The organism is Paraburkholderia sp. CNPSo 3281, from assembly GCF_024206515.1.
GTDB classification, from domain to species: domain Bacteria; phylum Pseudomonadota; class Gammaproteobacteria; order Burkholderiales; family Burkholderiaceae; genus Paraburkholderia; species Paraburkholderia nodosa.
Genome location: NZ_JAMBPS010000028.1, coordinates 76550 through 102534 on the forward strand (window position 1 = coordinate 76550; position 25985 = coordinate 102534).

The window sequence follows — 25985 nt, forward strand, 5'->3', positions numbered from 1 at the left end:
ATTTTTTAGTGACCCTGCAGGCGTCGGTAGATCGAATTGGCGTAGACAAGCTGGCGTGAGCTCGACGTCGCGTTGTACGCACCGACGGCTTTCCAGGTCGGCCCGAACTGTCGAAAGTTCGAGGCGAGAATCCACGTGCCCACGTAAGCATTCACACAGGCGTTAAAAAGGTGTTCGCGCTGGATGCCGAAGCGTGCGAGCTTCGGAAGCCACGAGGAGTTGATCTGCATGAGGCCGATATCCTCGCTGCCGTTCGCGTTGATGTTGATCGCGTTCGCGCGCATGCCGGACTCCTGTTGCGCGATAGCACGCACGAGGCGCGGGCTGATATGCCGGTACGCCGCAGCGTCGTCGATGCAGTCGGCCCGAGTCACGGCGGGCAGAGCGAGAAGCGCGATAACAGGCAGGACGGCGTAGCGCATCAAGCCGCCCCCGCACGCTCGAAGTACTTCACGTCGTGGCGACGAAGCACGCTCACCGTATTGCCGTCGGCCGTGACGATGAACTGCTCCGAGGTGCCGTTGAACCTGTAGAAGCGGCCCTTCTGCTCGCCCGAGCCCAGGTGATGCACGTCCGCGACAGTGACGTTGATGACCGTCGGCGCAAACTTGAAGTACGTCTGCCCGCCTTCGTCGAAGACGGCTTCGAGGTGCGCGCCGTTGCCAGCCGGGAAGTCATAGACGGTGCCCGCACTACGCGCCACCTCGACGCGGTTCGTCGGATCAGCGACAACAAAACGATCCACACGGTCGATCGTCATCACGCTGGTATCCGCATCCCACTTCGGATGCAGCGAGCTGCCATCCGCGCGCGTGAATTTCAGGTCCTTCGGTTTTGCGGCAAAACGGATCTGCGTGTGCGTGTCGTCGCCATCGCGGATCGCGTTCGCACCGAAGTACTTCGCGAGGAGCGACTCCGCTGCAGGCACCGCTGCGACAGCGTCCGACGCTGCCGAAACCGGGTCGGCATGCGTCACCGTTGCCCCCGCATAGGCCAGCGCACCGGACTTCTCCACATCGCGGCGCAGACGCACATGGCGACTGTCGAAATCCACGTCTGCATAGAGGCCGGTCTGCGTCATCAAACGGTCAAGCGCGTGCATCCAGTTCTCGCCAGGCTGCGTCTCGAAGCGGTTCGCCGCGGTCAGGTCCACATCCTTCTGCGCGGACCCGCTCCAGCCCTGTGGCACCAGCGCCTTCACGATCGAGGCCACTGCCATAGTCCCGTTAAGGCTACGCACCGGCTCGAGCGCGCCACGTTCGCCGATGAGCGCGAGGCGCCCGCTGAAACCTGCGAACGTCGCCGGCTGATCGTCGCCTGCGCCCGGCACCATGCCGTGACCGCCGATGAACGCGTTCGCGCGGTTCCAGGTCGCGACGGCAGCGTGGCCCGCGACGCTGAGCTGGATCGTGGCCGGTGTGCCGTCCACCACCATATAGGGGCCTTCCCGATGGCTGCCCGCCACCGAGATCGTCTGGCCGGCTCGCGGCTGGATATAGGTCTTTGTTCCATCATTGAAGACAAGCGCCGGACGCTCGGCGATGCCGCCCGCGATCTCGTAGTCGAAATCGAACGGGTCGGTATTTGCCGCAGAGGCAATCTGCGCAGCACCGATGGCGCACAAGGTCGCGAGAGTAAGAAGCCTGCGCGTCATCTGATTTGGCTCCGATCAACCCGGTCATTCATGGCGGCGAGGAACGGAGCGCCGCCGCTTGACAGTGGCATCCCATGGTTAAAATGACCGGCATGATCCTTGTCTACCGCTACCGCGTAAAGTCGCTCAACGGCCTGCTCAACACGCAGAGCCGGGCGGTGAACTACGTATGGAACTTCTGCAACGACACGCAGAAGCACGCGCTCAAGTGGAGCAAGAAGTGGCCAACGGGCTTCGACCTGAATGTGCTGACAACAGGCTCGAGCAAGGAACTTGGTATCCATTCCGGCACGGTCAACGCGACGTGCGAGCAGTACGCGAAGTCGCGCAGCCAGCACCGGCGTCCTTACCTGCGCTACCGCGGACGGAACGCTCTTGGCTGGCTGCCTCTGAAGGGCCGCGATCTCAAACGCGAGGGTGACTCGTTCCGCTTCGCCGGCAATACGTTCCGCGTGTTCAGCAGCCGCCCGCTGCCCGAAGGCAAGATCAAGGACGGCACCAACTTCGCCCGCGACGCACGCGGCAACTGGTTCCTGAACATCGTGATTGAGGTCGCTGACGTGTCCGCGCGTCCGATCCGCGCGGGTGTGGGCATCGACCTTGGTCTGAAGGACTTTGCTGCGCTTTCTACCGGCGAAAAACTGCCCAATGACCGGTTTGGTCGAAGCGCGTCTGACAAGCTGGCGAAGGCACAGCGTGCGCGCAAGCATAAGCGGCATATCGCGAAGCTGCATGCCAAGGTTGCGAATGCCCGCGCCGATTTCCAGCACAAGCTCGCGCTCAATCTGGTGCGGCGCTTCGATTACATCGCGGTCGGCAACGTGTCGGCCGCAAAACTCGCCAAAACCAGGATGGCGAAGAGTGTCTATGACGCATCCTGGTCGTCCTTCCGGGACAAGCTCCGTTATAAAGCGATGGCGCACGGGGCCACGTTCGAGGAAGTGAACGAAAGCGGTTCTACCCAGTCCTGTTCGGCGTGCGGCTCGAAAAGCAGCACGACGCGGCCGAAAGGTATCGCGGGACTGCGAATAAGGGAGTGGATCTGCAGTAGCTGTGGTGTCGTGCATGATCGTGATACCAATGCTGCGTTAAACATTCTCCGATGCGGACGTGCATCGCCGGTTGTGGGAATCCCCTGCCATTAGGCGGGGGAGGACGTCAAAGGCCCGCGTTGATCTGGTTGAGATGACGCACGAAACGCGCGAGGTAAGCACTGCCCGGCACCGGGTTGGCGCTGTGATAGTAGGCAATGGCCTTCGCAATGGAATGCGTGCGGCTGTAGTTCTCGTTGAGGATCGCTTCCGCAACATGGATGTTCGTTGCGGGCGCAAGGGCATCCCACGGCGAGGCAAAGCGCCACCGGTGGTAGCAGTAGTTGATCTGCATGATTCCGACATCGAAGTCGCACCGGCCCGCCGCGATGAGCGCGCGGATCGCGCCATAGGCGTCGGAGCGCGAGCGAAAGAAGAAGCCCCGGCCTGCAACGTTGAGCGTCCACGGCCATGCGCGGCCGTTGTAGGCCGACTCGTTCAGGGCGATGCCCGCAAGCACCTTCGGATCGACGCTCGTATGCAGCAGCACGAAGGGCGTCTCCGCCCTTGCGCACGCCCATCCTCCGCGGCCTTCCGTGATCGCGGCCTGCGCTTCGTCGTCGAGTTCGTCCGGCTGCAGCCAGCCGCTGCGAATCATGAGCCCCGCGAGCGAGACGTCGCGCGCGTCGACAGAGACAGTCATTCCCTGCTCCGGCGTGCTACGCACGGACTGCCCAACGAGAGGCGACGCCCATGAGTCGAACGCGGCCAGGCCGCAATACAGCACAGGCTTTCCGTCCAGTGCCGCAACTTCGCGAGCGCCGCTCGAGGACAGCACGAGCGAAACCGGGCTGATGAGTTGCGCAATCGAGGCCGCGTGCGCCGTGCCGGACAGGAGCGCAGATATCGCGAGAGAACTGAGGGCGCGCTTAACCACGATACGGCTCCAGATGGATATCGCGGTTCACCTTGATCATGAAGCGTTGGCCCGGCTTGATCGTGATCGTCGGTGGAATATTCTGGTAGCGGTTCAGGATGGACTGCGACGTCTGCGCCGCGACCTGCCCAGCCGTGTTACCCACTTGCGTGACGCCCAATGGACCGGTCGTGGTGGAACTCGTGTCGCTGGTGAAGTGGTTCAGCAGGATCGCGGTCAAAAACGACGCACCGAAGATCTTCAGGAAGTGGTTGTTCACGTCGCCGGAGAAACCGGCGTAGCCGTTCTGGTCCGCGCCCTCGGAACCATAGAGCGGAACCTGCTTGCCGTTGGGCAGGCGCATCTCGGTAGCAGCGACGAGAATGCTCTCCTGGCCAACCTTGATGTCGCTCTGGTACGGCGCGGTGATCATGGCCCCCTTGGGAATCATCAGGCAGGTGCCCGTGACGCTGTCGTAGACGTCCTGTTCGACCATGAGCGCGGCGGTTCCAGGCCGATCCGAGTTCTCCCCTTCCATCACCAGCACCGGAATGTGGTGCGGCGGCGAGAGCGTGCACGAACCCGACTGGCCCACGAAGCCGGCACTCAGGAAACCCTCACCCGACGCGGACTGCGCCTTTGCGTCTTTGAGGAAATCGAGATCGCGGTCTGCCGACGAGGTTTTGGTGTTGCCCTGACCCATTGCAGCCGCAAGCACCTTTGCCTGCGCGTCTGCACTGCCAGCCGCGGCTTGCTGCGCGGCGATTTGCTGCAACGCCATCTGTTGGGGCGTCAGGATGCCGTTCACGCCGCCCGCGTTCTGCGCGTCGGCCGGCGCCTTCACCTTTACACCGGGGATGAAGATCGGCGAGGCGTAGACGTTGTCTTCCTTTGCGCCAGCCGACAGGTCTGCGGTACGCGAGCCAGCTTCAAACTGGTCGAGTGACAACGCCGGCTTCGAACTGGCGGTCTGAGGCGCAGACGCCCCGGCAGCCGCGGCCTTGCGCGCGCGCTCTTCGTCGCGACGCGCTGCGGCCTGCTGATCGCTGATGATCCGGTCGATGTCGTTCCCGCTGGGCCCGTGATCGACGGAGGCGGCGGCCTTTGCTGCCTTGTCATCTTTCGCCTGCTGTTCGGCCTTGTCGCTTGCCTTCGACTGGTAGTAGTAGCCCATTGCGCCGATGAGCACGGCGAAGATCGCGCCAACAGCCACGAGCGCGTTGCGGGGCGACTTGCCCTTGACGACGCGGTCCTGGTCGGAGGTCGGGGAGGAGTTCTGCGTCGACATGCGTTCAGAACCCGAAGAGGCCCGGGCGACGGCGCGTGATCGTCACCTCGTCGTTGGCGGCGCGCAGCACAATCTTGTCGGCCATCTGCTGGACCACGATGTACTGCCCGCGACGGATGAAGTTCGGGCTCACGTCATCGCCGTGATCCTTGACGATCGGCACGGCGAACGGCGCGTCCGCGGGCAGGCGCAGCCATACGGCCTTACCGTCGTCGAACACCGTCTCCGGCTTGAAGGGCGCAGACCCGTCTATCTTGTAGTCAAAGTTGAGCTTGTCGGGCGAGACACCGAGCGGGCCAGTGTCGTTCGGTCCACCCGCACCAGTTGCCATGGCACTCCCATCAGCGTTGTCGCGAGCGCGGACCTTGGCCATAAGCGACTCGGCATAGTGAAAGCGCACGCTCTGGTAGAAGAGCCCGCCCACCGGCGACGAGACGAGCGTCATGTCGTACTCGCGCATGTTGGTCGTGAGGTGGAGCGTATTCACAAGCCCCGGCTTTACCGGCTTGATATAGACGTGGTTCGCGCCATCCGTGTCGATGATCCACTGGACGGAGTCACCCATCGCTGGGTCGGTGATCAGCTTCTCGCCGGTCGCAAGTTCGATGGTCGTGAGCTTCAGCGGCGCAGCCATGATGCGGAAGATCTGGTCGCGGCTGTAGTTGAAAACTACGATGCGCGCGTCGTTGGGCATCGTGACCGGATCCGTGCCGGAGTTGTACGGATTCACCGGACTCATCGGGTCGCCCAGGATAGCGCCGACGTCGAGCGAACCGGCAGCCGACGTAACTTTGCGCGCGGCAATCGCGGGATGGGAAATCGCCAGCGCGCAGGCGAGCGCGGCGAGCGGCAGCAGTGAGCGGGATGCCGGGATCGTCATGCGGTTTTCTGGAGCGTGAAGAACGGGAAGTAGATCCCGAAGGGGTTTGTGCCGACCGCATCGTCCGAACTGGCCGGGAGGATCTGGTAGCGCAGCGTGAGTGCGTAGCGTTTGTCGACCGGTTTGTCGGCGGGAAACTGGGTCGTAGAGGTCGTGAACTCGACCACGACGGTCGAATCGTCCAGCACCGAGACGCTGCTGACCTTGACCTCGCGAACGAGCTTCGGATTACGCGTGATCTCCTGGAACGGCGCATCGTCCTTGAGCCAGGCCGCGAACTGGTTCTTGCCGTTGTCGACCATCTGCGACTTCACCGAATTGATATTGCGGGCAAGGCGCGAGGTTTCGATGGTCGGAGACAGCACCGGCTCAATCGTGAACCAGCGCTGCACCGACTCGGTGACGGACGAACGCAGCGCCTGATCGTCTGGCTTGTAGGCTGCGAGTTGCCGGACGAGCGGGCGGCCGCCGGCGTCGGCGGAAATGCCGTAAGACTTCACGACGGACGGAGGCGGCTGGCGCGTCCACACGGCGCCGGCCGCGACGAAGGCCAGAACGAAGTTCAGGATCTTCGAGTGGTTGAGACTGACGCGCAGGCGCGTGCCACGATCGAAGATGATCCCTTCCGGATCTTCTTCGGAATACCCTCCCGGTGCGGTGGAAAGGGCAATTTCTTTACGGGAACGACTACGAAAGAGGGGCATGACGCGCGCAGACTGTGGGCTCGCGTCAATTGAATCAGTCCAGGGCGTCGGTCCCCGGAGCAAAAGACAAGCTATTTTGCATACGATTGCGGCAGCAGCATTTTGGAAGCCGTTTCGTTTAGGCGCCTAAACGCTTAAACCCGGAATGGTGCAGTTTTTCGGTAGCTTTTGACCGGAATCCGATTGCGCAGAGGTAGTAGCCTTCGGTTCAAACGGTTCACACTTTCGCTCTCAGCCAAAATCCTTTAAAAACATTAAGTTACGACGAGAAGCGAGGCTTTTCCGTTTAGGCGCCTAAACGGGATTATTGCAAATTTCATGTCAATATATGACATTTTTAGATTCTAAAATTCAATTATTGCAACCAATACAAGCAATCAACCCAAAAACACGACTTCCGGGCTCCCACACTTGACACTAACTCAGGGCAATTAAGCTTTGGAGATCCGACAACGTTGACGATCATGGAACCGAAAACCAGCCCGAAACCTATTCCCAACAGAGTGACGGCCATAGCTGTCCATGCGCGCATGCGCGCTAACTCCGCCTCGCATTACGAACTTGGCCTGTTTTATCAAGCTATGCTTAAGAGGCGCCTATGGTCTTCACACCGTGATCTAGCGGAATCATTTGGCGTTTCCAGACCGAACGTATCGAAAGCGATCGCGTTAGCGCGCATTCCATCAGGAGTCGTCGACGCTATCGGTGGCGCGGAGCACATCAGCTTTCGCATTGGTCCACTCTTGTTGGACGCGATCGACAAGATTGGCGAGGCCGTTTTCATCCGAAGAGCGCGCGAGGCTGTACGTGTAGGTTACGCCGCGGTGGATGACATCTTGGAGTTCGCCGTGTTCGATAGAATCCCGCAGCGCGCGCCGAACAAGATTCAAGTTCACTTGGCGCGCGACAAAAAGTCACTACGCGTAGATATTCCTGATCTCGATGAGCTGCTACCGCATCTTCCACGAGTGGAGACGTTTATTTCAACGGCGTTCGTAATGTTTAAAGCGGCGCTCGACGCGGACATCGCCGCCAATGCCGAGAAAGCTCAACGCCGGCTGAGAACGAAATCGCCGGGCCCAAAAACCAGGACCCGGTGAAACGTCAAGCCGCGTCGCCTAGGTCAAGACGACTCTGTGGATGCTGGATGAACTGAAAGTCCAGAGAATTTACGGCGCGCCCGAGCTTTACGGGCTTCCAACTGATCACGAGATCGGCCTTCGAGTTCAGTTCATTCACAGCCATCTCAATCACTCTGCGCTTGATGTCCGCGAATCGATATGTGTCCGGTATCTCAAGCACGTTGCGAAAATCCTCCAAGGTGATCAGCAAACGACCTCGATCTCGCTCGCGCATTAACAACTCGAGGAGGCGCCACGAATAGAGTGATTGAAGGCCTCGCGCAAACTCGATCTGATACGACACAAACCGTCGCTGCAGCAAGAAGATGTGTGGCGTCAGGTCCGGCGAGAATGAAATCTCTGCCCAGCCCTCGCCTTCGTGGTACACGGCTTTCCAGACCCAATTGAGAGATACCTTCCGTGGACCATCCATGTAGGTCAGCGTTCTCTTTTGGAGGCTCGCGCAACCATCCCGCAAACCCTCGTACGCTGCCGTTGCCTGCTTCTCGCCAGTTCTAGGAGCCAGCGCTGCCAACGCAGCGAATTCGTCCGCTCTCACACGAACCGAGACATAGCCGTTCGAGCGCCCGTGCAAGAAAGGAGATTTTTTGCTGTCGACGCAACGGAGCGCCGCCATCATCACGCGCTTCTCGTTTAGCGAGAGTCCTTGCTGAGCATTCACCAGCGCCCGACTCATGGCGACAGTGCCCCTGATCCGACCGTCGCCGTCCGTTGCGGGCTCGTCCGAACTCTCGATTGTGATCGGTTCAACTTCTACAATCTCTACCTGCGGTTGCTCTTCGGGTTGTTTTTTCTTTCGCGGCACAAAAGTGACTCCTCACCATGGACGTCACAATTATAAGGTGACATCGGCACTAATCAAGTCACCATTGTGGATAACGGTCGGAATGCGTCCACTCCAGACCGGAATAAGTCAACTTGGGGTCGGATTGCGTCACGTCGAGGTCGGAATGCGTCACCTCAAAAGTAAAAGTAGACGCCAAAAATCTCGAATAAACAAATAGTTGCGAAGATTCGCCGACCGTTTACAAAAGGTTTTACAAACGAGTTTACTAACTATCTTACAAAAGAAGCCTAGATAAAGTCGCTGCGAAACAACAAAAGGCCCAAAGCGCGGAGCGTAAGAGGTTTCGAACGGGCTTCGGAGCCTATCAAAGGTCGGAATACGTCACTTTTGATGCGCCGCGACAAACGATCTTAGGAGCGCCAATCCAGGTCGGAAAATGTCACCCATGAGACGAGTGCTCCACAAGCACTCTGTTAGCTGGCAAGACCTGGGCGCAATCGCTGAGTGTTGGCGGCACTAACTCGCAGATTCCAAACAACTTTTCCGTCAGCCTTCCGAACATAGGTGACATTATCCGACCCAATCGAGGCCCTAGACGGAAAGGTGACCTATTCCGGCCTGCTTTTGACGATACCGTCTCCGAAAGGTGACTCATTCCGGGCTGCTTTCGCGGCTAAAAGATGACGTTTCCCGACCCGGAAACCTGAGTCACGAGCAAAGTGACGAGCCAGTGCAGTTGCGCAAAATCCGAAAAGTGACGTTTCCCGACCCGCGCCCCCAAACTTAGTCCAGTTCTCGGTGACGTATTCCGACCCGCACGACCCCGCCCCAGCGAAAAGTGACGTTTGGCGACCCGCTTTTGCCGATGGGCAGGTTGAAAGGTGACGCTTTCCGACCCAGAATCACCGACGTGTGCCTTGAAGTGAGCGCTTGCACTCGTCCTTGAGGTCAAAAGCGCGAAAGGTGACGCTTTCCGACCCGCGGCGCGAAACCCCTCTGTGTCGGGCGGTCTTTCAACAGGAACGGGATGAATAGCTGAACAGAAAGGTGACGTTTCCCGGGCTAACGCTGTGATGTCGACTCTGCCAATGCGATACATCGCATCCGTGGCCCGGAAAACGTCACCTTTCGAGTCCCGCCGTCCGCGGGCGGGGGGCCATCAGCTTTCCCGAAGGCGGATGCGGGAGCGCGCGCGGGATAGCGGCGCCCACCACGGGTACATCGTCAACGAAGTTCAATGTGCCTTGTGGCCGTCTTCGTCGAGAAGCTTTTTGAGTGCTTCGATATAGACCGCGGCGCGTTCTGGATTTTCCAAGGCCAAACTAACCTGAATATTGCCGTTACCCCACTCCTTGATTGCTCCAATCGAAGCGCCTTCAGAGCTCGAGATTTTGTATTGCCTTGTGAACGTCTTTCGTGGAGCGCGGCCCTGCGAAAGCCCCTCGCGTATCGCCTTCACCTTCAGGAATGACAAGCCTTCATCGACGATTTTCTGAGCAAGCTCGCGCGTCTTCGGTTCGTCAGTTGCCTTCAAAAATTGCGAGAGTTCGTACGAAATGTTGAGACCGAATTGCTCTGGATACAGAGCGATGAACTCTTGCACCGACGTCGGCAGCTCCAGCACAGCCAGGGTCTTACTGACCTTGGACTTTCCCTCCTCAACCAAGAGTGCGAGTTCGTCGTTCGTTTTCGCATAGCCCTCGTCGAGCAGTTTTTTGTATCCGAGTGCCACGTCAAGGACCGTCTCTTGTTCGCGCTCATTGTTCGCGGCCCGCGCGAGTCTGTAGAAATCGATCGGCGCGAGGCCATCCAGGATCTTGAGGTCTAACGTGGTGCCGCGATTCCGCAGTGCCCCTTGCTTTCGATAGTGTCCGTCGATCAGTATCGTTCGCGTATTATCGCTAGGGTGTCTCGCTGCAAGCGCGGGCACAAGCTGCCCGTCCTTTGCCATTGAAGCGGCACGGGCCGAAATCTTTTCCTCTTGATAGATGGTCCGGCTGTTCAGCGGATTATCGTCAATCTTGTCGATAGGCCACATAGCGTAGATCGCTGTAATCTTGCCGTCGCGCTCCAGCGTCTCTACGTAGGTATTGGGAGCCACCGCCCGGATCGGGGACTCGTCCGGGGCGGTTTCCAGAAGCGTCGCGCGACCGTCGAGGGCGGCTTCAACGCGCTCAAAGCGAGAAGCGATGCTCGTGTCCCGCAGTTCCTTATCGCGTTGCACGCCGGCGTTCAGTGCCGCTGAGAAGTTCTTCTTCGCCATCGTTACTCCCCTAGGACCTTCAGTACTTCGTCGACGAATGCGTTGATCTCCTTGTGCGCTGCTTTGGCACCGCGGATCTGCAAAACGGTGCTCCCGGAGACCTCCGCCTCCTTGTACGCAGTCCGGAAGCCCAGACGCGTCTTTAGCATCGGAATATCTTCATCTTGCTCAGCGGCTTCAAATATTTGTTGAACAATCGTCACCTTTTGATCCATGTTGGCGAGCGAGCGAAGCTTTAGGTCGGGATTTGTCACCTGAGCGGTAACCCCAAGCTTTTTCGCTTCTTGAACCGCCCAGAGGTTACCGCCCGAGGCGCCAACCGGGATTAAACCAAGATCGGAGATCAGCAGCGCAACGGACGGGGCACTGGACCGAATCGCCGGCGGGCAGTCGATGATTATGAAGTCATAGTCATCAACGAATTTTGCGATTTCACGATCCGGCCGTGGACTTCTAGACAGGCTCGTTAATGCAGCCGGGAACGGCCGATCATCAGACGCTGCGCCAACTGAAAGAGTTGCCGTGCCTTGTTCGTCCAAGTCTACGAGCAGCGTCTTATGTCCCCTTAAGCCGAGAACGCCGGCGAGGTTGCAGGAGGTTGTCGTCTTCCCGGACCCACCTTTCTGATTAAAGACAGTAATTATTTTTGCTGCCATGCGGGCTCCATTCGTTGTTCCGCTCAGGACACTCATCACTTGCGGTTTCTACGTAGAAACCGGCAGATATAAGGTTCGCAGAATGTTAGGCAGCGCGGCAAAATATTTCAAGGAAATTTGCCGATTTCAATGAAATTTTGTGGGAATCGAGCCTGAAGCCTTCGTTATCTCGTGTCGAAGGAAGTTCGGGAGAGAAGATGTTCAACAACGGAGGTTTTGGATCAGCGCTACGGAAGTCATTTGGAGATTAGATTTGAGTTGGAGTTCTCCCCGGAGCCACACGCCGCAAAATGTGTAGATCTTCGGGAGCGACAGGCACACCCCGCGCTTTAGCGAATAGCGTGACGTGGTACAGCCCGCAACGAAAGAGTTTCTACGTAGAAACTTCCAATTACCGAGATGGCAACCGGACATAGAAACGAACGGCCTTTTCGCTCCGACCCGGCGTTCACGTAGCTTTCCGTAAAAGCCGGCGAGTCCGTGACGGGTGGCTGAAGCTAGCTCCTCTGTACGGCAACGATCAACGGTGACATTTAAAAAGTCGATTACCGAGCGCATCGTCCCATTAGTTCCGTTGCACCACCGCAGGGGAGGAAAGCACAGTTTCCACGTAGAAACTGAGGCTTCGACGTATCGACCGAGCGTTCGATGCTGGCCGGGCGCCGGCCAGTTTCTACGTAGAAACTGGCGACTGTGAGCGCCCCGTTCCAATCGGTTTAGCACGAGGCCGGCACAAACGAGTTTCTACGTAGAAACTTCCCATTACCGAGATGGCAACCAGACGTAGAAGCGAATGGCCTTTCCGCTCCGACCCGGCGTCCACGCAGATTTCTATTAAAAGCCGGGAGTCCGTGAAGGTTGGCTGACGCTAGCCCTCTGTACGGCAACGGTCATCAGTGGCATTTAAATTTAATTCTCGGGGCGCATCGTCCCGTAGTTGCGTTACACCCTGCGGCGAAGGAGATCGCAGTTTCAACGTAGAAACTGAGCCTTTGACGTACCGACTGAGAGCTTGATGCTAACTGGGGGCCGGCCAGTTTCTACGTAGAAACCGGCGACTGTGAGCGCCCCGTTCCATCTGCGATCGTCTTAGCGCGAGGCCGGCACAAACGAGTTTCTACGTAGAAACCGGCAAGTCAGGTACGCAGTATCTAGGCAATGATTGGTAAACGGGTCGGGACAGTGTGCGCGCGGGAAAAGCACCACGTTTCCCGATGACGAAACGTACGGGCAGCCTCGCCTTCTCCACCCACAAGACGGGCGAGTCCCCCTTGTTGAGGCGGACGTATCCCACGGGGCCCGGGGCAGTAGGCGTCACTGACTCCTGGATAAGGTCGCAGTTTGGCTCTGCGCACGATCCGTTCTCCGGGATAGAGCCGGAGTTTATCTCCGACGTTCTCCCCCGGAGGCTTCTCCGCTAGACGTTGCTCGACTCGATCCGCGCCGGATGTTGATCGAGAATCTTCTCTACGACGTCGAAGCCCCCTTGGTTATTCGCTGCTGCCACGCTGAAAGAGTGCCAGCAGCGGGCGAGGGAACGATCGAGTGACGCTTTAGGTGGTCACCCCTTCTCGCGTGACGATAAATCACCGGCGGGAGCGCGGTAAGCAGGTCTGTTTTGATAAGGGACTGCGCCGAGTGTGGTCGCGATTCTCAGCGCAAAAACGAACGGGGGAGTAGGGTGTTTTCGGTTTCACGGGTCTCTCGTACGCATCCGATGATGTGACAATTGCCGCGCTCGACTACGCTTTCCGCTCTCGGGACCCCGTACGGATAGCGGCCAGGGAAGAATCTCGGCGCTGAGTCGGCTGCTGGCGACTGGCGCAAAGGTCTCACGGCAAATCCCTATTGGTTTCTCCGAACCCGGTCCATGGAGTGGGGCATCGCCGCGCTCAATCGCCAGCAATATCAACGCAACCGCCGTGTCGATAAAGTCACGCTGGGGATAAGGGCCGCATCAGTCTATGAGCAACGCGAAATGCGCGCAGCGTGGCGACCACGTCGAGCGCAGTCCCTGGGGATCTGTCGTCCAGCCGACATGATCTCTGCAACGCGCGGAGTTTCACAACTAACCGTCACCGACTCGAATGCAAAGAAAACGCCTGCGGCGCGGAGCAGTGTCCGCTCGGACGCGCGACGGCAGGCAAGGCAAAAAGTGGCAATGTCGTCGCCGCCAGACACTCATTTCGCGGCAGTTGAAAGCGCGAGCGAGACACGATGAGCAGTCTCGCGGACCGTCGGGCGCGCTCCTACCTAACCTAACCCGGGCGCAAAGCCCCGGGCGGCTTTAATGGAATCGGAGCGCTCGGTGCAAAATCGTGAAACATTCGAATGAGCAGGCTATCCGACCTGAGAACCATATATGATGGGACTTTCGGACGTTCCGCAAGGTTTTGTTTCACGGAATCCGAGATCGAGGGTCAGCAAATTTCACTGGGAAGACCGGCCAATCATCGGAGGCCTCGTCTTTGAGGCATGCATGTATCGAACGATACGTAATTTGTAGCAAGTCGCAAGCGTCTCAAGCCCGGTGTTTGGCGGACTTAATCGTACGAGGAGCGTGGCGCCGGCCAGTCTGCCCAGTTCCGAACCGCGAATTCCAGCCTCAAGTTACGGCAACTCCGTCGGGTTAATTCACCTCGAAGACGGCCCGTCCGAATTGGCGCAATTGACCCCGGCCCGGCGAATGAAACCGCATGTCTGATAATCCCGCTATCAGACTTGACGATGTTGGCAAACCTGTAAAATTAGAGCTGTCTACCCGGCAACGGGCCTGGCGGCGCGAATCGCGCGGCGGGGCCTGAGAGCCCGTGTGTGGATACAATGGAGCGAAAAAGCCCGACCGACGAATGATCGACTATGTGACCCCGCCGCTGATCGCCCGCCTGTTTCCGGACCCGCCCGACGACGCCATCGTCGTGACCGAGCCCCTGCCCATTGACCTAACCGTGGAAGCGGTCGGCATCGACTTTGCCGGTACGCGGTTTCTCGTTTTCTTCGCCGACGTCATGGCGTACGCGGGAAACGACCCCGATTTCGTTCGCGACACAGCCACTGCATGGAACAATGGTTTCATTCCGGCGACGGGTTCGCGCATCGTCAAGTTCCTGCGTGCCGGCGCCGACCGGGACACCATGTTCGACCCGGGCGCGTGGCCGCTGCCGGACCCCGGCATGATCTGGCAGTTCATGGAGGTGCTCGCTGTGGCCGTCGAAGGGCATGCCCTAGCGTTTCCGGCCGTGCGCCAGTATTTCTATGCGCCGCAGAACGGCAAGCTCGACTCGCTCTATAATAGGATGTCGCGCCGGTTTGGCCGGGGCGAATTCGGGGCGTCGTTCCGGTGTGTGACGCGGCCCGCCACTGACGAAGGAGGATTCTATGGCTTTGAACGCATCTAGCAGGTTGCGCCCGAAAGTGGTCGCGATGCAGAAGCGCGGCTTTGCCGTGGTCCTAGAACACACCGAGGCCGCGATGGCGAATGGCACGCTGCCGAAGCAGCCTGCCCGGCCGATCTATCGCGCGACGCTGCGCGTGCGCGCACGGCGCACCGCCGAATCCCGGCAGGACTGATTCCGCCCGGGCACCGACAACGCCACCTTCGGGTGTAATGCCGTTCAGTTAAGCAACTGAACGGCATTTTTGTTTGTGGCGAGCGCCTGTTGTAAACAGGGCGCGACGGTGTTAACTTTCGTCGCCATGCTGGTTGACGACCTTCCTCTTCTTGTCGATGCGCACCCGCCGTTCGAATGGGATCGGCTGGGCCAGCATCTGCCATATGAATGGATTGAACAGGCAGTTCAGGCCAGCGGCAGCGCCAGCATCCGGCGGCGCCGCCTGCCAGCGCAGCAGGTGGTGTGGCTGGTGATCGCGCTGGCGCTGTACCGGCATCAGTCGGTCAGTGAGGTCGTTGACGCCCTGGAGCTTGCTCTTCCCGCACCCGATGCGTCGTTTGTCAGCAAGAGTGCCATCGCCCAGGCACGACAGCGCACTGGCGCCGCGCCGCTGGCGTGGCTCTTTCACGAATGCGCCAGGAACTGGACTACCCAGGATCAGGCACACTACCTCTTCAAGGGATTCTCGCTGTTCGCCATGGACGGCACCACGCTGCGCACGGCCGACAGTCCCGCCAACCGCAGGCACTACGGGGCGTCCGTGGCCGCACATGACCGGGTGGGCAGCTACCCCCAGTTGCGCGCAGTCACGCTGACTGCCATTCCCACGCACCTGGTGCGCGACGCCGAATTCGGCCCTTACGACGTCAACGAGATGATCTCGGCGCGCCAGCTTGTTCCGCGCGTGCCGGAGAACTCCATTACGGTGTTTGACAAAGGGTTTCTGTCGGCCCAGTTGTTGTGCAACCTGGTCTCGGGTGGCGCGAACCGGCATTTCATCATTCCAGCCAAGTCCAATACGCGCTGGGAGGTGCTCAGCGGCGAACCCGGCGACCAGATGGTGCGCATGCGTGTATCGCCCCAGGCGCGAAAGGCCTGTCCGGAACTGCCTGAGTTCTGGCAAGCCCGTGCCGTGCTTGCCGTCGATGCGCGTGGCCGGCAGCGGGTATTGCTCAGCTCCCTGTGTGATCGAGAGCGGTTCAAGGCAACGGACATCGTGTCCTGCTACGCACGTCGCTGGCAGATCGAGACCAGTTACCGGGAATTGAAGCAGTCGATGCTGGGCATGGAGTTGACCCTGCGCAGCCAGACCGTTGACGGCGTCTACCAGGAGTTCTGGGGCGCCCTGATTGCCTACAACCTGATCCGGCTGGAGGTGGCGAAGGCCGCGCTTGAGGCCGGACGCGCCCCCGAGGACCTGAGCTTCATCCGCGCGTTTCACACGATTCAGTATGAGATGTCATGGGCAGCCGTGACCCGCTCGTACGGCAAACTTCCTGCGCTGCTCGTGCGCCTGCGCGAGCGGCTCAAGCAGCTTGCCAACGAAAAACGGCCCGGGCGCTCTTGCGCACGGGCCGTCAAGTCCAGACCTTTCCGCTACACCGTTCGGTACCTGAAACGGGACCTTAACTGAACGGCATTACACCTTCGGGTGGCGTTTTTGTTGGCGGCGCGCGGCGGCGGTTCTTCGGCCGACCCCGTGGCACTTGGCCTTATGGCAATTTAACAGCTGCTGTGCCGGGCTGTTTCTTAAAACGCGCCGGAGAAGTCAGCCGCGCGGTTATCGTTGCAGCGATCACCAGCAACGAATGGCGAGGCGCTAGGGTCCTCCTTTAGCTTGCCGTCTACCTGTTATCAACATGAAGAAAAGTGAACTGTTTCCGGATCCGTGCTGGGATGTTCGGCGTGTGTTGAACCAGCAAAGCAGGTATCCGCGGCTGCTCTACAAGTACCGTCACGTTTCGGCGCAGCATCTCGAGCCGCTTTTGCTCAGCTCCACGTTTTATCTGTCGTCGCGCGAGCAGTTCAACGATCCCTTCGATGCCCAATGCGTTGTCCGCGTCAGCGCAGACTTGCAGGCGCGCAGAGCCAGGCTCGAGCAGCTCAAGTCGAGCGCGAAGGGTAGGCGGGCAGGGCAGCCTGCCGGCCTCAACATGAAACAACGGGAAGCGCTGCATGGCGATATGCTGACGCACGGCCGTGCGAAGATACGGGCGCAGAGAGCGTATGACCTGAATGCAAACGCCTACGGGATCTACTCAATGGCGGAAACGCCCCGTAGTTTGCTGATGTGGGCGCACTACGCGCACAACCATCGTGGTGTTTGCCTCGTCTTCTATGTTCCCGCCGACCCCGATGTCTTCACGTACGCGTTGCCGGTCGAATACGGTGACACCTATCCATCGATGGAGTGGACCAATCCTGACAGGACCGACGCGCTGAGGTCTCTTCTGACAAAGAGTACCGAGTGGTCCTACGAGCAGGAAAGCCGGATCCTGCGCACGCACGGTGCAAAAACCCTCCTGCCGTTTGAGCGGCGTGCGCTGACGGGGATCATTTTTGGTGCAAGATGTTCGGCCGAGAACAAGGAAACGGTGAAAGCGCTTGTCGAGCGGCGTATCAGAGCCGGAGGGACGTCTCCAGCGCTCTTCGATGCGCATCTCGCCAGCGAAAGGTACGCGATCGGCATTTTCCCGCACGGAAAGCCGGCGCCACAAAGGTGGCGTGGCAGGCCAGCATCGCGCAGACGATCACGTCGGATCACACGTCCGTCGGCTGCCGCCGAACATTGCAGCGCTGATGCTTCCGGCGCGGCCTAACGGTGAGGGTGTTGCCCCATGGAAGTTACGAACTGACGGTCGCCAACGCCGCAGGGGGTGTCGGTCGGCTAGGCGTAGGCCGCCAAAAACGCGCGGCCGCCTCGGGTACCGGACGCCAAACTGGCCCACCCTTTTTACCTTCTAGACCGCGGTTCTGCTCGCAAAGCGGCCCTGCCGAACAGGGAAGGTTACTTGGGTCGGCGCGAGGCAGAGGCGCCACGAGTACGTTGGGCGGTTCTCGCTAGGCAAACGCAAGTCGCTACGCGGGCGTAAAAAATATTCGCGATCCCCCCTTTATTTAGAGCCATTTTGTCCGATCACCAAAACGTGGGTATCCAACCGTGATTTGCCCTTCGAGGCGTTTCGCGAAGTAAACGGACAAACTGATCTGACTATATGGCTCAAACCAAAATTGCATCTTTTGCCAAATGGCTTGCCGGTTCGTTGTTTCTTGCTGTCTCAGCCTATCTTGGGCAGCTGTATGCCACTATCGGCGCGGACGAGGCACAAAACCGCCCACGCCAGATTGATATCCAGAAGGTTCCCCAGCTTTCATGGGGCACGCTATCCCCCGTCCCGAACGCACGGTTCATCCTTCAGAACACGCAGACGAACGCGAAAATCGACCAGGTAGCCGACACTGAAATTGTGCTCTACAACTACACGGATCGGGACGCCGCCGAGACCCAGATCACCATTGCGGCCAACAACGCCGATGGCTCGCTCCCGGAGTTCCTCGGTGCGCGCGCTATGGATGGCGGTATCGAGGACTTCTCGGTCGCTGAGAGCATCAAGCCTGTTGTTCATGGCCGCACCGTGGCCTTTTCTTTCAAGGTGCCACAGGTGCTCCGGTCAACCAACGGCAACGGAAGTCACTCGTTCCAGCTCTACTTCGTCGGAAAGGTCGCCCCGAACCTTGCGGTTTCTGCGAGCGCGCCGAATTTTGGATGGCGAGCATGGGATTCCTCGCACCTGTTCGAAATGCAACTCGCAGAGCGCACGTTTTTCCAGCGGTACGGTGCGCGGTTGGCCATGATCGCAACGATCGCTGTCGCGTTGATGGCGCTGATTGCACAGGGCATTTTCCTCCGCAACCGCGAGAAGAAGCGCATGATGGCGCTGACTGATGTGGTCGATGAGACGCTCAAAAATGCGAAGCTCAAGGACCTTTCTAATGATCAGCGTCGCCTGTTGGCTTCTGACGTCGCGTTGAACAGTTGGACCTCAATCTACAAGTCTATGGGACGCCTTGAGCAGCAGGTTTCATCGAAGCCCGAGCGCGTTGCGTGAGCCGTGAGCTTGGCTGCTCCCGATTGCGGCGCCGGACTGCGGGGGCGCTGTTAATGTGGTCTACTCAAGCCGCTGGGCATTTCCCGATTGGCTACCTTCTTGCGCTGGCAAACCTTGACCACATGCATCATCAGGCAGAATTCGATGGCGCAGGGCACGACAAACAATGGGAACGCTCCTCAGTTACCAGCGAACACACAGAATGATCACATCGCGGTCAAAGTGACGGCCTGCAAACAGTTCGTCCAGGCTCTTCAGCTTGCTCATCGTCGGTTCTCAATAGTTCAGCCCGACACCTTAACCGATTCGCCCCCGCGCTATTTGCACCAGAGCCGCTGCGATGTCCTTCACTCGATCTGCACTTCCCCGCAATGCCTTGCCATCGATGGCAATGAATTGCCGACCGGGTGGCGGCGATACCTGCCGGTGTGCGTGCTCCCGAAACGCGCGCTCAAGCTCCTGCTCGTCCAGACCCAGCAGAAAATCCCGGATCGCCACCCAGCACGGCGCCTTGCGCCATCCTGTCCCGAACAGCCGGTTCAGGTTGGCCAGTTGCTCCTCGATAAACGCTTCAATTGTCCGAAGCGATTGCGATCCGGCCAGCATCGACATTACGATCGCACAAAGCAACGGTTCCAGCGCATAGCGCTTGCCCTGCGCCCGCCGAACGTCCCGCAATTCCGAAAATACGCCACCGAACATCATCTACGTTTTGCCCCTTGTTTCGAAGGGGCGACGTTAACACGGCGCAGCAGAAGTTAACAGCCCTGGTGATTGGCGGGTGCGACCAGGAACGGTGCGATGACGTTGCAGCGCCGATCACAGAAAGCCACGATCTTGCAGCCCTTGAGTCTTTTGTGACCGCTAAAACCGAGATTGTCGCCGCCTTTCTTTGCCGCAGTCGTTGTGCCGTCGCCGTGAATGATCGACAGATCGAGCAACTGGTCCTGCTGAAGCCGGCGCACTGACGCGAGAAATATCGCGTCGAAACATCCGCTCGCGTGCCAGCGACGAAAGATCCGGTAAATGCTGGTCGGATGAATTTCGCGTCGACCCTGCTGATTCCTGTCGATCGGCAGCATGTGCCACTGGCATCCAAGGTACAGCGCCTTCAGGATGTAGTTGAAGATCCTGTACAGTGGCAGTCGCGGCAGCGGGCCACGACGACCCCGTGGTAAATGAGGCAAGACAAATTCGTTGAATTGCGCTTCGCTCAATTCCACCGGAATCCCTTGTCGGGCTTGGCGTTGGGCCATTTTCCATCATCAAAGCGATGGATTCTAGCCGCTTCGACGACAACCGCTCGAATCCCTTTACCCAGCTCACTCTCCGCCTGTTTTTAACCTGAGAAAAACCTGCAACCAGTAGCTTTACAGGTGCCTTTGGACCCATCCAGACCTCGTCAGAATTTGCAGGCTACACGCAGCAATATGTCAAGTCCCCGCAATTCCAACAACACCATTTCCACTGGTAAGCCCTGTCACTCAAGGCTCTATGGATTGTTCAGGACGGGCGAATGACCGCCGCAGGGAACCGGTGACCGTGATAGAGCGATTTGGTCTTTGTCATCTGGTCGTTTTAGCTTGACCGCCCTTGCCAACGTGACAATGCCTCATCATAAACCACGGCATCATTTTTATTGATTCCAGTTTGCTTGCGTTTTGACAGGAGCTCGCGACATAATTAGAACGATCTCTCCGCATTGGAAGCGTAGGATGCAGGTATTTAGGTCAATTGCTCGCGACCGAGCTGGATCAACAGCTTAGTGCCGGATTTTATATGGAGTACTACCGTTACTAATAATCTGCGATCTATCCTGAGCCGCGGACATTCGCGTCGAATTCAATCATGGCAAAACTTGTGATCATTAACGCAATGCCCCGAAAATGCCGTCCAAATTTGGGCTTTCACGCTCCTTGCAACGTGACAGGCGTCGCCGCAGCTCTCAAAGAGGTCGCGGCCCAGTTAAGGCAATGCTGATCAAGTCCACCACTCATGGGTGTCATGCCAGGGCAATTGCATGAAAAATTGTTTACACACAGTGGGTTACGAATAGGGGTTGTAAACTGCCACGAAGGCGCGTTTACTCTTGGTTTTGCCAAGAGCCGAGAGTGGTGTGGACGACGAATACGAGCCGTTGAGTTTGCAAGACGCGTTTGGGGACCTGAAGGACCCGCGTGTACGCACTCTAGGGCATGATCTGACGGAGATGCTGGTGGTTGCACTGGCAGCGATCCTGTCGGGTGCCGACAGCTGGGTGGGGATCGCTTTGTGGGGGCAAGGGCAACTGGAGTGGCTGCACCGGTACTTGCCGCTGCAAAATGGGATTGCCTCGCATGACACGTTCGGGCGCGTATTCGCGGCGCTTGATGCGCGGCAGTTCGAGGCATGCTTTGTGCGATGGGTAAGCGGCATTTGTCCGGCAGTCGCGGGCCAGGTGGTGGCAATTGACGGCAAGACGGTACGGCGCTCGCACGGGATGGGGCGTAACGCGATCCATCTGGTATCGGCCTATTGCGGCGCGTTGGGGGCGACTTTGGGCCAGGTCAGGACTGCCGACAAAAGCAACGAAATCACCGCGATCCCGGCATTGCTGGATGCCTTGCTGCTCAAGGGTGCGATCGTGACGATCGACGCGATGGGCTGCCAGCGGGAGATCGCGTCCGCAAGTACGCGGGTAAGCTGCTCATCAAACCGGCCGACAAGAGTGTGAAGGCACTTCTGGAAAAGGTCAGGGAAATCGTGAGGCAGCACAAGAGCGCCACACAGCGGAATCTGATCGTACAGCTCAACCCGGTGATTCGGGGTTGGGCCATGTATCACCGTCATGTGGTCTCAAAATCTCATTTTACGTCGGTAGATGCTCACATCTGGCGCCTCTTGTGGAAATGGGCGATGCGTCGGCACCCCACGAAAGGCGCGGGCTGGGTGAAAAACAAATACTTCCACGTAGAGGGGAACCGTACCTGGGCGTTTACTGCCCGGTCCCCAGCCTTCGGAGTAACCCGGCTGTTTCGGGCTGCGACGGTTCCGATTGTTCGTCACGTGAAGGTACGTGGCCAGGCCAATCCGTTTGACTCCGCGTGGTCGTCCTACTTCGCCCGTCGTCGAGCCGCGACTGATGATTGATTGCCCGGTACCAACGCTGGTGCTGGTGAATGGCTTGAGCCGGATGCGGGGCGACTCGCACGTCCGGTTCTTAGTGGCGCGTCGCAAGAACCGCAACAAGTCGAAGATTCGCGCCCGCGTCGAGCATGTGTTCGCCGTGGTCAAACGGTTGTGGGATTTCACGAAGGTGCGCTATCGCGGCCTGGCGAAGAACGTCAATCGCGCCTTCGTTTCGCTCGCGCTGGCGAACCTTTACCTGTCGCGAGGCCGATTAACGCCACAGGTGCGCCCGTAATGGGCGAAACACGGGCGAAAAGCCCGTGCAGAACGCCTGCTGCACGATGAAAGGAAGTGGAATGACCGTCTTCATTGGATATTCGGAAAGTTTACGCATGCTCAATCGCAATCAGTCGCGTTTACAAGGCTTGATCAGCATTGCCTTAAGCGATGACGGCAACATCGTCCCCCAGCCGCCTTCTGTCCAAGCCGCAGCTAGGGTCATAGCGTTTACATCATCAGACAGTCAAGCCCTTCGACCGGCTGTAAGGCGCACTGTCTGACGAGGGGCCACATGTACGGGAAAAGGTCTGCCTGTCTCGATGCCCAATATCACTATATAAACGGGCCGCCAATGCTTGAAGCTGAAAGTATGGAACCGACACGGATCATGTCGAGGCAGTACAGATGCTTCTCCGGCAGTCTGGCGAGTGTGTCGCTGGACTCCAACCTTCGTTGAAATTTCGGAGCTTCCAATGCAGTCAATTCATTTCGGCAATCGCAAATTCCGACGAGCCTTTGAACTAACGGTCCGTTCGCTTTGCTTAGCGGCCTCGATGATCCCGCTGCTCGCCCATGCGGCGACCAACTGGGTCCCGACCCGCACCGAAGCCTTCCTCGTGCCAAATGCGCCGGCATCGGCCAAACCTGATGCGGAGCGCCGCTACTCGCTGAACAGCCTCAGCAATCCGCCGCTGACCGATACGAATTTTACGCCGCTCGAACTGAGTCAGCCGCTGCACATCGCCGTGGCCCTGAAGAACCGCAACTTGGACGAGCTCGACAGGTTCCTTCGCGACCTCAACCAGCCGGGCAGTGCAAGTTATCACAAGTACCTCACGCCGGCGCAGTTCAAGGCGCGCTTTTCGCCTTCCGACGCGCAGGTCGCGACCGTGGTCGCTCACCTGAAGGCGAACGGCTTCCGCAACGTCTCGGTATCGGAGAACAACATGCTGATCTTCGCCGACGGCAACGCAGGTAACGCGGAAAGTGCCTTCAGCACGAGCATGAAGCGCTTTAACTACCACGGCAAGCCGGTCTACGCAAACGATTTGCCAGCCCAGGTCCCGCCATCGCTCGGCTCGACCGTCGATTCGGTACTCGGCCTGCAGAATGCGGCCGTGCCGCACCCGCTACACCGCTTCGCGCCGGAAGCGGTCATCGAACCGAACCCCATTCCGGAGAATACGACAGACGCGTCGCAGCAGGTCGGCCACCAGCCGACCGATTTCGCGAAGATCTATGACGCGAGCAGCCTGCCCGCCGGGACCAACACGACGGTGGGCATCATCGCCTGGGGCGACATGACCAAGACCATCGCCGACCTGAACGTTTTCACGCGGAACGCAGACCTGCCGACGGTGAACACGGCGGTCGTACCGGGTGGATTGGGCACCCTGGCCGACGACGGCAATACGGAGTGGCGTCTCGACAGCCAGTGCATCATCGGCACATCCGGCGGCGTCAGGCAGCTGATCTTCTATTCGGCCGCGAACGGCGACCCCCACGACAGCGGTCTGAGCGATGCAACGCTGACCGCCGCTTACAACAAGGCGGTGACCGACAATAAGGCGACCATCATCAATGTGTCGCTAGGGATCGACGAAGATTCGGCCAATAAGGATGGCTCGCTCGCCGCTGACGACGCCCTGTTCAAGCAGGCTTACGCGCAAGGGCAGATCTTCTCCGTCAGCTCAGGCGATGCGGGCGCCTATATTGAATCGGGGGCTGACCGAGGAGGACAGGGGTACATCGGCACGTTAGAGGGCAACTCGGTCACCCCGACGATTGATCTGTCTAAATACAGCGTGGGGCATCCCGCGAGCTCGCCGTATGTCGTCGCAGTGGGCGGTACGACCCTCTCGACGACCGGCGCCACGATGTGGGCGGGCGAAACCGCGTGGAATGAGGGCGTCAAACCCATGTTCGACAGAAACGGCGAGCAGGTCGGCAACGCAGTACGGATCTGGGCGACGGGCGGGGGCGTGAGCAAGTACGAAGCCGCGCCCAGCTGGCAGACCGCGGCGGCGCTCGGCAGCCCGGTGACGAAGCGTGCGCTGCCCGACGTGGCGTTCGATGCTGGGCAATACACGGGCGCGTACATCATCGTGAACGGGCAGCGGGAACTCAGCGGCGGCACGAGCCTCTCGTCACCGATCTTCGTGGGCGGCTGGGCGCGGCTCGAATCGGCCAACAACAACAGCCTCGGCCTGCCAACGCCAAAGTTCTATCAGAATCTCCCGGGCAATCCGGCGCTGCACCACGACGTGACATCGGGCAACAACGGCTACGGTGGCCACGGCTACACTGCGAAGGCTGGCTGGGACAACGTTACGGGCTTTGGCAGCCTGAACTTCGCAAAGGTCAACGCGGCATTGCCAAGTTGGCCCGCGCAGTAAGGTTCTGAGGCGAGGTTCAAAGGCGCGTTACACATGGGGAGGCACCTGGAGCGGGCGTGGTTCAAAAGCCCGCTTTTTTGCGTTACACGGACGAGCTGAACCGTCCTGCATAAAAATGCAGAATTGGTAAGGAATGCGATGCAAACAGGAGGCCTGCAACGACCTCCCGGCATCAGATCTCCCGGGGTTGAAGCGGGCCGAGTCCGAGCAGCGTCAGCCAGTGCGAATGTGCTTCCCCGGTCATCGCTTCGCGCGGACTTTTGCCGACCCGCCCGCTGCAACGGCTGCGTGTGAAGCGGCGATGATTGACGAAGAATTTCAGCAGCTCCAGCCAGGCGCGACCGCCGTCCAGATGGTGCCGCAGCGTCAGGCAGTTGCGCAGGCGCGAGTTCAGGCTCTCCACCAGGGAACTGCTACGCGGAGTGTCGTGCAGCGCCTGCGAAACCGCAGTCCAGACTTCGTGGAACCGGCGGCCGATGGCCGCATGCAGCCGGTTCCATGCCTGCCAGAATGCGACGGAGGTTTCCGGCTTGCGGTGCAACAGGCACGTTGCCCGTACGAGATGCCCGGCGACGGCAGTATCGCTTGCGATGGCGTCGAGCTTCTGGTCCAGCACGCCGGCGAAGGCGAGCAGATCGTTGCGCTGGTTTTGCAGGGCCACGCGCATCGTGCCGATGCGTGAGGGATCTTCAGGTTCACGCTGACGAAGTTGCTCGACGATAAAGTCGAACAGCTCCTGGCGGGTCGGCAGATCGGGCCCGGCCAGCGACAGGACATCGCGCTCCAGCCACAGGGTAAGTGTGCGAAGGTCGTCCGCGCGCTGATGTGCCCGCGCCTCGAGCGGGCGAAGTTCGTCAAGCCGGTCAATCAGGAGGCTGTCCTGGCAGCGCCGGCGGGGATTGGCCAGTCGCGCTTCGAGGGCTTTGCGTTCAGTGCGTACGCCGCTGGCCAGACGTGTCCAGATGTTGGCCAGGGTTTCGAACTGCTGGCAGATATGGAAAACATCGCCGTGACAGGGGGTATCGGGCCATGCGAGCTTCTGGCCTGCGCGCAGACCCGTGCCGGCGTCGGCAATCGTAAAGTCGGGATGCAGTCCCTGCCTCTGCAGGTCCAGCAGATGGATGGCCCAGATATCGCCATCACGGTGGTCTTCGTCAGCCAGCAGATAGCAGTAGGTGGAAGCCGCATCGATGCCGGTAAGAACCGGCCGGGTCCCCTGAAAGATCTCGTCGTGCAGTCCCACCCGGATGGCCGACAGGTCGATGCTGTTGTTGATGGCCATCGCCCGCTGCGCGGCACGCTGGTGAACATTGTGCACGGTGCCCAGGCTGATGGACACGCCCAGCAGGTCGCTCATGAATTCGATGACGCCGCGCATCG

22 protein-coding genes and 1 pseudogene are annotated in these 25985 nt (G+C 59.3%); 11 read left to right on the forward strand and 12 right to left on the reverse strand.

Annotated features, from left to right (window positions below):
• Positions 1–5: 5 nt before the first annotated feature.
• Together M3I56_RS24585 and M3I56_RS24590 are read right to left on the reverse strand one after the other, a co-directional pair.
• Positions 6–422 (reverse strand): lytic transglycosylase domain-containing protein, encoded by a 417-nt coding sequence (locus M3I56_RS24585; RefSeq protein ID WP_254344937.1) that lies wholly within the window; start codon positions 420–422, stop codon positions 6–8.
• Positions 422–1654, reverse strand: a complete 1233-nt coding sequence (locus M3I56_RS24590) for a TrbG/VirB9 family P-type conjugative transfer protein (protein ID WP_254344935.1) — start codon at positions 1652–1654, stop codon at positions 422–424. The genes M3I56_RS24585 and M3I56_RS24590 overlap by 1 nt, the downstream gene beginning before the upstream one ends.
• A 92-nt stretch (positions 1655–1746) precedes the next feature.
• On the opposite strand from M3I56_RS24590, the gene M3I56_RS24595 reads away from it, so the two are divergent.
• Entirely contained in the window at positions 1747–2799 is a 1053-nt protein-coding gene (locus M3I56_RS24595) for a transposase (protein WP_254316998.1), read from the forward strand.
• A gap of 13 nt (positions 2800–2812) precedes the next feature.
• Here M3I56_RS24595 and M3I56_RS24600 read toward each other — a convergent pair whose 3' ends face one another.
• From M3I56_RS24600 to M3I56_RS24615, 4 genes are read right to left on the reverse strand one after another with little or no spacing between them, the layout of a single operon-like run.
• Positions 2813–3622, reverse strand: coding sequence for a transglycosylase SLT domain-containing protein (locus M3I56_RS24600; protein WP_254316962.1), 810 nt, complete (start codon positions 3620–3622; stop codon positions 2813–2815).
• Entirely contained in the window at positions 3615–4889 is a 1275-nt protein-coding gene (locus tag M3I56_RS24605; RefSeq protein ID WP_254316963.1) for a TrbI/VirB10 family protein, read from the reverse strand. The genes M3I56_RS24600 and M3I56_RS24605 overlap by 8 nt, the downstream gene beginning before the upstream one ends.
• A 4-nt stretch (positions 4890–4893) precedes the next feature.
• Entirely contained in the window at positions 4894–5763 is an 870-nt protein-coding gene (locus tag M3I56_RS24610) for a TrbG/VirB9 family P-type conjugative transfer protein (RefSeq protein WP_254316999.1), read from the reverse strand.
• 2 nt (positions 5764–5765) lie between these two features.
• Entirely contained in the window at positions 5766–6473 is a 708-nt protein-coding gene (locus tag M3I56_RS24615; RefSeq protein ID WP_254316964.1) for a type IV secretion system protein, read from the reverse strand.
• Between the two features lie 455 nt (positions 6474–6928).
• Here M3I56_RS24615 and M3I56_RS24620 point away from each other — a divergent pair, with 455 nt between their 5' ends.
• The gene (locus tag M3I56_RS24620) at positions 6929–7573 is read left to right on the forward strand and encodes a hypothetical protein (RefSeq protein WP_254344926.1); all 645 of its coding nucleotides are present in this window, start codon (positions 6929–6931) and stop codon (positions 7571–7573) included.
• 4 nt (positions 7574–7577) lie between these two features.
• On the opposite strand, the gene M3I56_RS24625 is transcribed toward M3I56_RS24620, so the two are convergent.
• The 3 genes from M3I56_RS24625 to M3I56_RS24635 all read right to left on the reverse strand — a co-directional run bounded on the left by M3I56_RS24625 (position 7578) and on the right by M3I56_RS24635 (position 11321).
• The gene (locus M3I56_RS24625) at positions 7578–8420 is read right to left on the reverse strand and encodes a replication initiation protein (RefSeq protein ID WP_254316966.1); all 843 of its coding nucleotides are present in this window, start codon (positions 8418–8420) and stop codon (positions 7578–7580) included.
• Positions 8421–9636: 1216 nt separating this feature from the next.
• Complete coding sequence (locus M3I56_RS24630) at positions 9637–10665, reverse strand: ParB/RepB/Spo0J family partition protein (RefSeq protein ID WP_254356188.1); 1029 nt, start codon at positions 10663–10665, stop codon at positions 9637–9639.
• 2 nt (positions 10666–10667) lie between these two features.
• Entirely contained in the window at positions 10668–11321 is a 654-nt protein-coding gene (locus M3I56_RS24635; protein ID WP_238467015.1) for a ParA family protein, read from the reverse strand.
• 2849 nt (positions 11322–14170) lie between these two features.
• Here M3I56_RS24635 and M3I56_RS24640 point away from each other — a divergent pair.
• The 5 genes from M3I56_RS24640 (at position 14171) to M3I56_RS24660 (ending at position 18822) form a co-directional block, all read left to right on the forward strand.
• Positions 14171–14719, forward strand: coding sequence for a hypothetical protein (locus tag M3I56_RS24640; RefSeq protein ID WP_254344924.1), 549 nt, complete (start codon positions 14171–14173; stop codon positions 14717–14719).
• 25 nt (positions 14720–14744) lie between these two features.
• Entirely contained in the window at positions 14745–14891 is a 147-nt protein-coding gene (locus M3I56_RS24645) for a hypothetical protein (protein WP_254344922.1), read from the forward strand.
• A 126-nt stretch (positions 14892–15017) separates the two neighbouring features.
• Positions 15018–16346, forward strand: a complete 1329-nt coding sequence (locus M3I56_RS24650) for an IS4 family transposase (protein ID WP_254356190.1) — start codon at positions 15018–15020, stop codon at positions 16344–16346.
• A gap of 226 nt (positions 16347–16572) precedes the next feature.
• The gene (locus M3I56_RS24655; protein WP_254316970.1) at positions 16573–17532 is read left to right on the forward strand and encodes a DUF2971 domain-containing protein; all 960 of its coding nucleotides are present in this window, start codon (positions 16573–16575) and stop codon (positions 17530–17532) included.
• Positions 17533–17928: 396 nt separating this feature from the next.
• Positions 17929–18822, forward strand: a complete 894-nt coding sequence (locus M3I56_RS24660; protein WP_254316971.1) for a hypothetical protein — start codon at positions 17929–17931, stop codon at positions 18820–18822.
• Positions 18823–19119: 297 nt separating this feature from the next.
• On the opposite strand, the gene M3I56_RS24665 is transcribed toward M3I56_RS24660, so the two are convergent.
• Together M3I56_RS24665 and M3I56_RS24670 are read right to left on the reverse strand one after the other, a co-directional pair.
• On the reverse strand, positions 19120–19527 hold the full coding sequence (locus tag M3I56_RS24665; RefSeq protein ID WP_254345410.1) for a transposase family protein: 408 nt from the start codon (positions 19525–19527) through the stop codon (positions 19120–19122).
• 53 nt (positions 19528–19580) lie between these two features.
• Positions 19581–20078 carry a transposase gene (locus tag M3I56_RS24670; protein ID WP_254345408.1) on the reverse strand — a complete coding sequence of 166 codons (498 nt, stop codon included), beginning with the start codon at positions 20076–20078 and terminating at the stop codon, positions 19581–19583.
• Positions 20079–20938: 860 nt separating this feature from the next.
• Here M3I56_RS24670 and M3I56_RS24675 point away from each other — a divergent pair.
• The 4 genes and pseudogenes from M3I56_RS24675 (at position 20939) to M3I56_RS24690 (ending at position 24605) form a co-directional block, all read left to right on the forward strand.
• Complete coding sequence (locus tag M3I56_RS24675; RefSeq protein WP_254345406.1) at positions 20939–21535, forward strand: ISAs1 family transposase; 597 nt, start codon at positions 20939–20941, stop codon at positions 21533–21535.
• A gap of 29 nt (positions 21536–21564) precedes the next feature.
• On the forward strand, positions 21565–21951 hold the full coding sequence (locus M3I56_RS24680) for a group II intron maturase-specific domain-containing protein (RefSeq protein ID WP_254345431.1): 387 nt from the start codon (positions 21565–21567) through the stop codon (positions 21949–21951).
• 79 nt (positions 21952–22030) lie between these two features.
• A pseudogene (locus M3I56_RS24685) lies at positions 22031–22225 on the forward strand (transposase); the annotation flags it as partial.
• Between the two features lie 457 nt (positions 22226–22682).
• A complete protein-coding gene (locus M3I56_RS24690; protein WP_254345428.1) occupies positions 22683–24605 on the forward strand; it encodes a protease pro-enzyme activation domain-containing protein in 1923 nt (640 codons plus the stop codon).
• A gap of 172 nt (positions 24606–24777) precedes the next feature.
• Here M3I56_RS24690 and M3I56_RS24695 read toward each other — a convergent pair.
• Positions 24778–25985: hypothetical protein (locus M3I56_RS24695; protein ID WP_254356189.1), on the reverse strand; the 1208-nt coding region annotated here is incomplete at its 5' end.

What these genes read in the sequence shown, in the direction of transcription:
- M3I56_RS24585 (WP_254344937.1), bottom strand. Translation starts at nt 422, where the DNA reads ATGCGCTACGCCGTCCTGCCTGTTATCGCGCTTCTCGCTCTGCCCGCC.
- M3I56_RS24590 (WP_254344935.1), bottom strand. Translation starts at nt 1,654, where the DNA reads ATGACGCGCAGGCTTCTTACTCTCGCGACCTTGTGCGCCATCGGTGCT.
- M3I56_RS24595 (WP_254316998.1), top strand. Translation starts at nt 1,747, where the DNA reads ATGATCCTTGTCTACCGCTACCGCGTAAAGTCGCTCAACGGCCTGCTC.
- M3I56_RS24605 (WP_254316963.1), bottom strand. Translation starts at nt 4,889, where the DNA reads ATGTCGACGCAGAACTCCTCCCCGACCTCCGACCAGGACCGCGTCGTC.
- M3I56_RS24615 (WP_254316964.1), bottom strand. Translation starts at nt 6,473, where the DNA reads ATGCCCCTCTTTCGTAGTCGTTCCCGTAAAGAAATTGCCCTTTCCACC.
- M3I56_RS24630 (WP_254356188.1), bottom strand. Translation starts at nt 10,665, where the DNA reads ATGGCGAAGAAGAACTTCTCAGCGGCACTGAACGCCGGCGTGCAACGC.
- M3I56_RS24635 (WP_238467015.1), bottom strand. Translation starts at nt 11,321, where the DNA reads ATGGCAGCAAAAATAATTACTGTCTTTAATCAGAAAGGTGGGTCCGGG.
- M3I56_RS24640 (WP_254344924.1), top strand. Translation starts at nt 14,171, where the DNA reads ATGATCGACTATGTGACCCCGCCGCTGATCGCCCGCCTGTTTCCGGAC.
- M3I56_RS24645 (WP_254344922.1), top strand. Translation starts at nt 14,745, where the DNA reads ATGCAGAAGCGCGGCTTTGCCGTGGTCCTAGAACACACCGAGGCCGCG.
- M3I56_RS24650 (WP_254356190.1), top strand. Translation starts at nt 15,018, where the DNA reads ATGCTGGTTGACGACCTTCCTCTTCTTGTCGATGCGCACCCGCCGTTC.
- M3I56_RS24655 (WP_254316970.1), top strand. Translation starts at nt 16,573, where the DNA reads ATGAAGAAAAGTGAACTGTTTCCGGATCCGTGCTGGGATGTTCGGCGT.
- M3I56_RS24660 (WP_254316971.1), top strand. Translation starts at nt 17,929, where the DNA reads ATGGCTCAAACCAAAATTGCATCTTTTGCCAAATGGCTTGCCGGTTCG.
- M3I56_RS24665 (WP_254345410.1), bottom strand. Translation starts at nt 19,527, where the DNA reads ATGATGTTCGGTGGCGTATTTTCGGAATTGCGGGACGTTCGGCGGGCG.
- M3I56_RS24670 (WP_254345408.1), bottom strand. Translation starts at nt 20,078, where the DNA reads ATGGCCCAACGCCAAGCCCGACAAGGGATTCCGGTGGAATTGAGCGAA.
- M3I56_RS24690 (WP_254345428.1), top strand. Translation starts at nt 22,683, where the DNA reads ATGCAGTCAATTCATTTCGGCAATCGCAAATTCCGACGAGCCTTTGAA.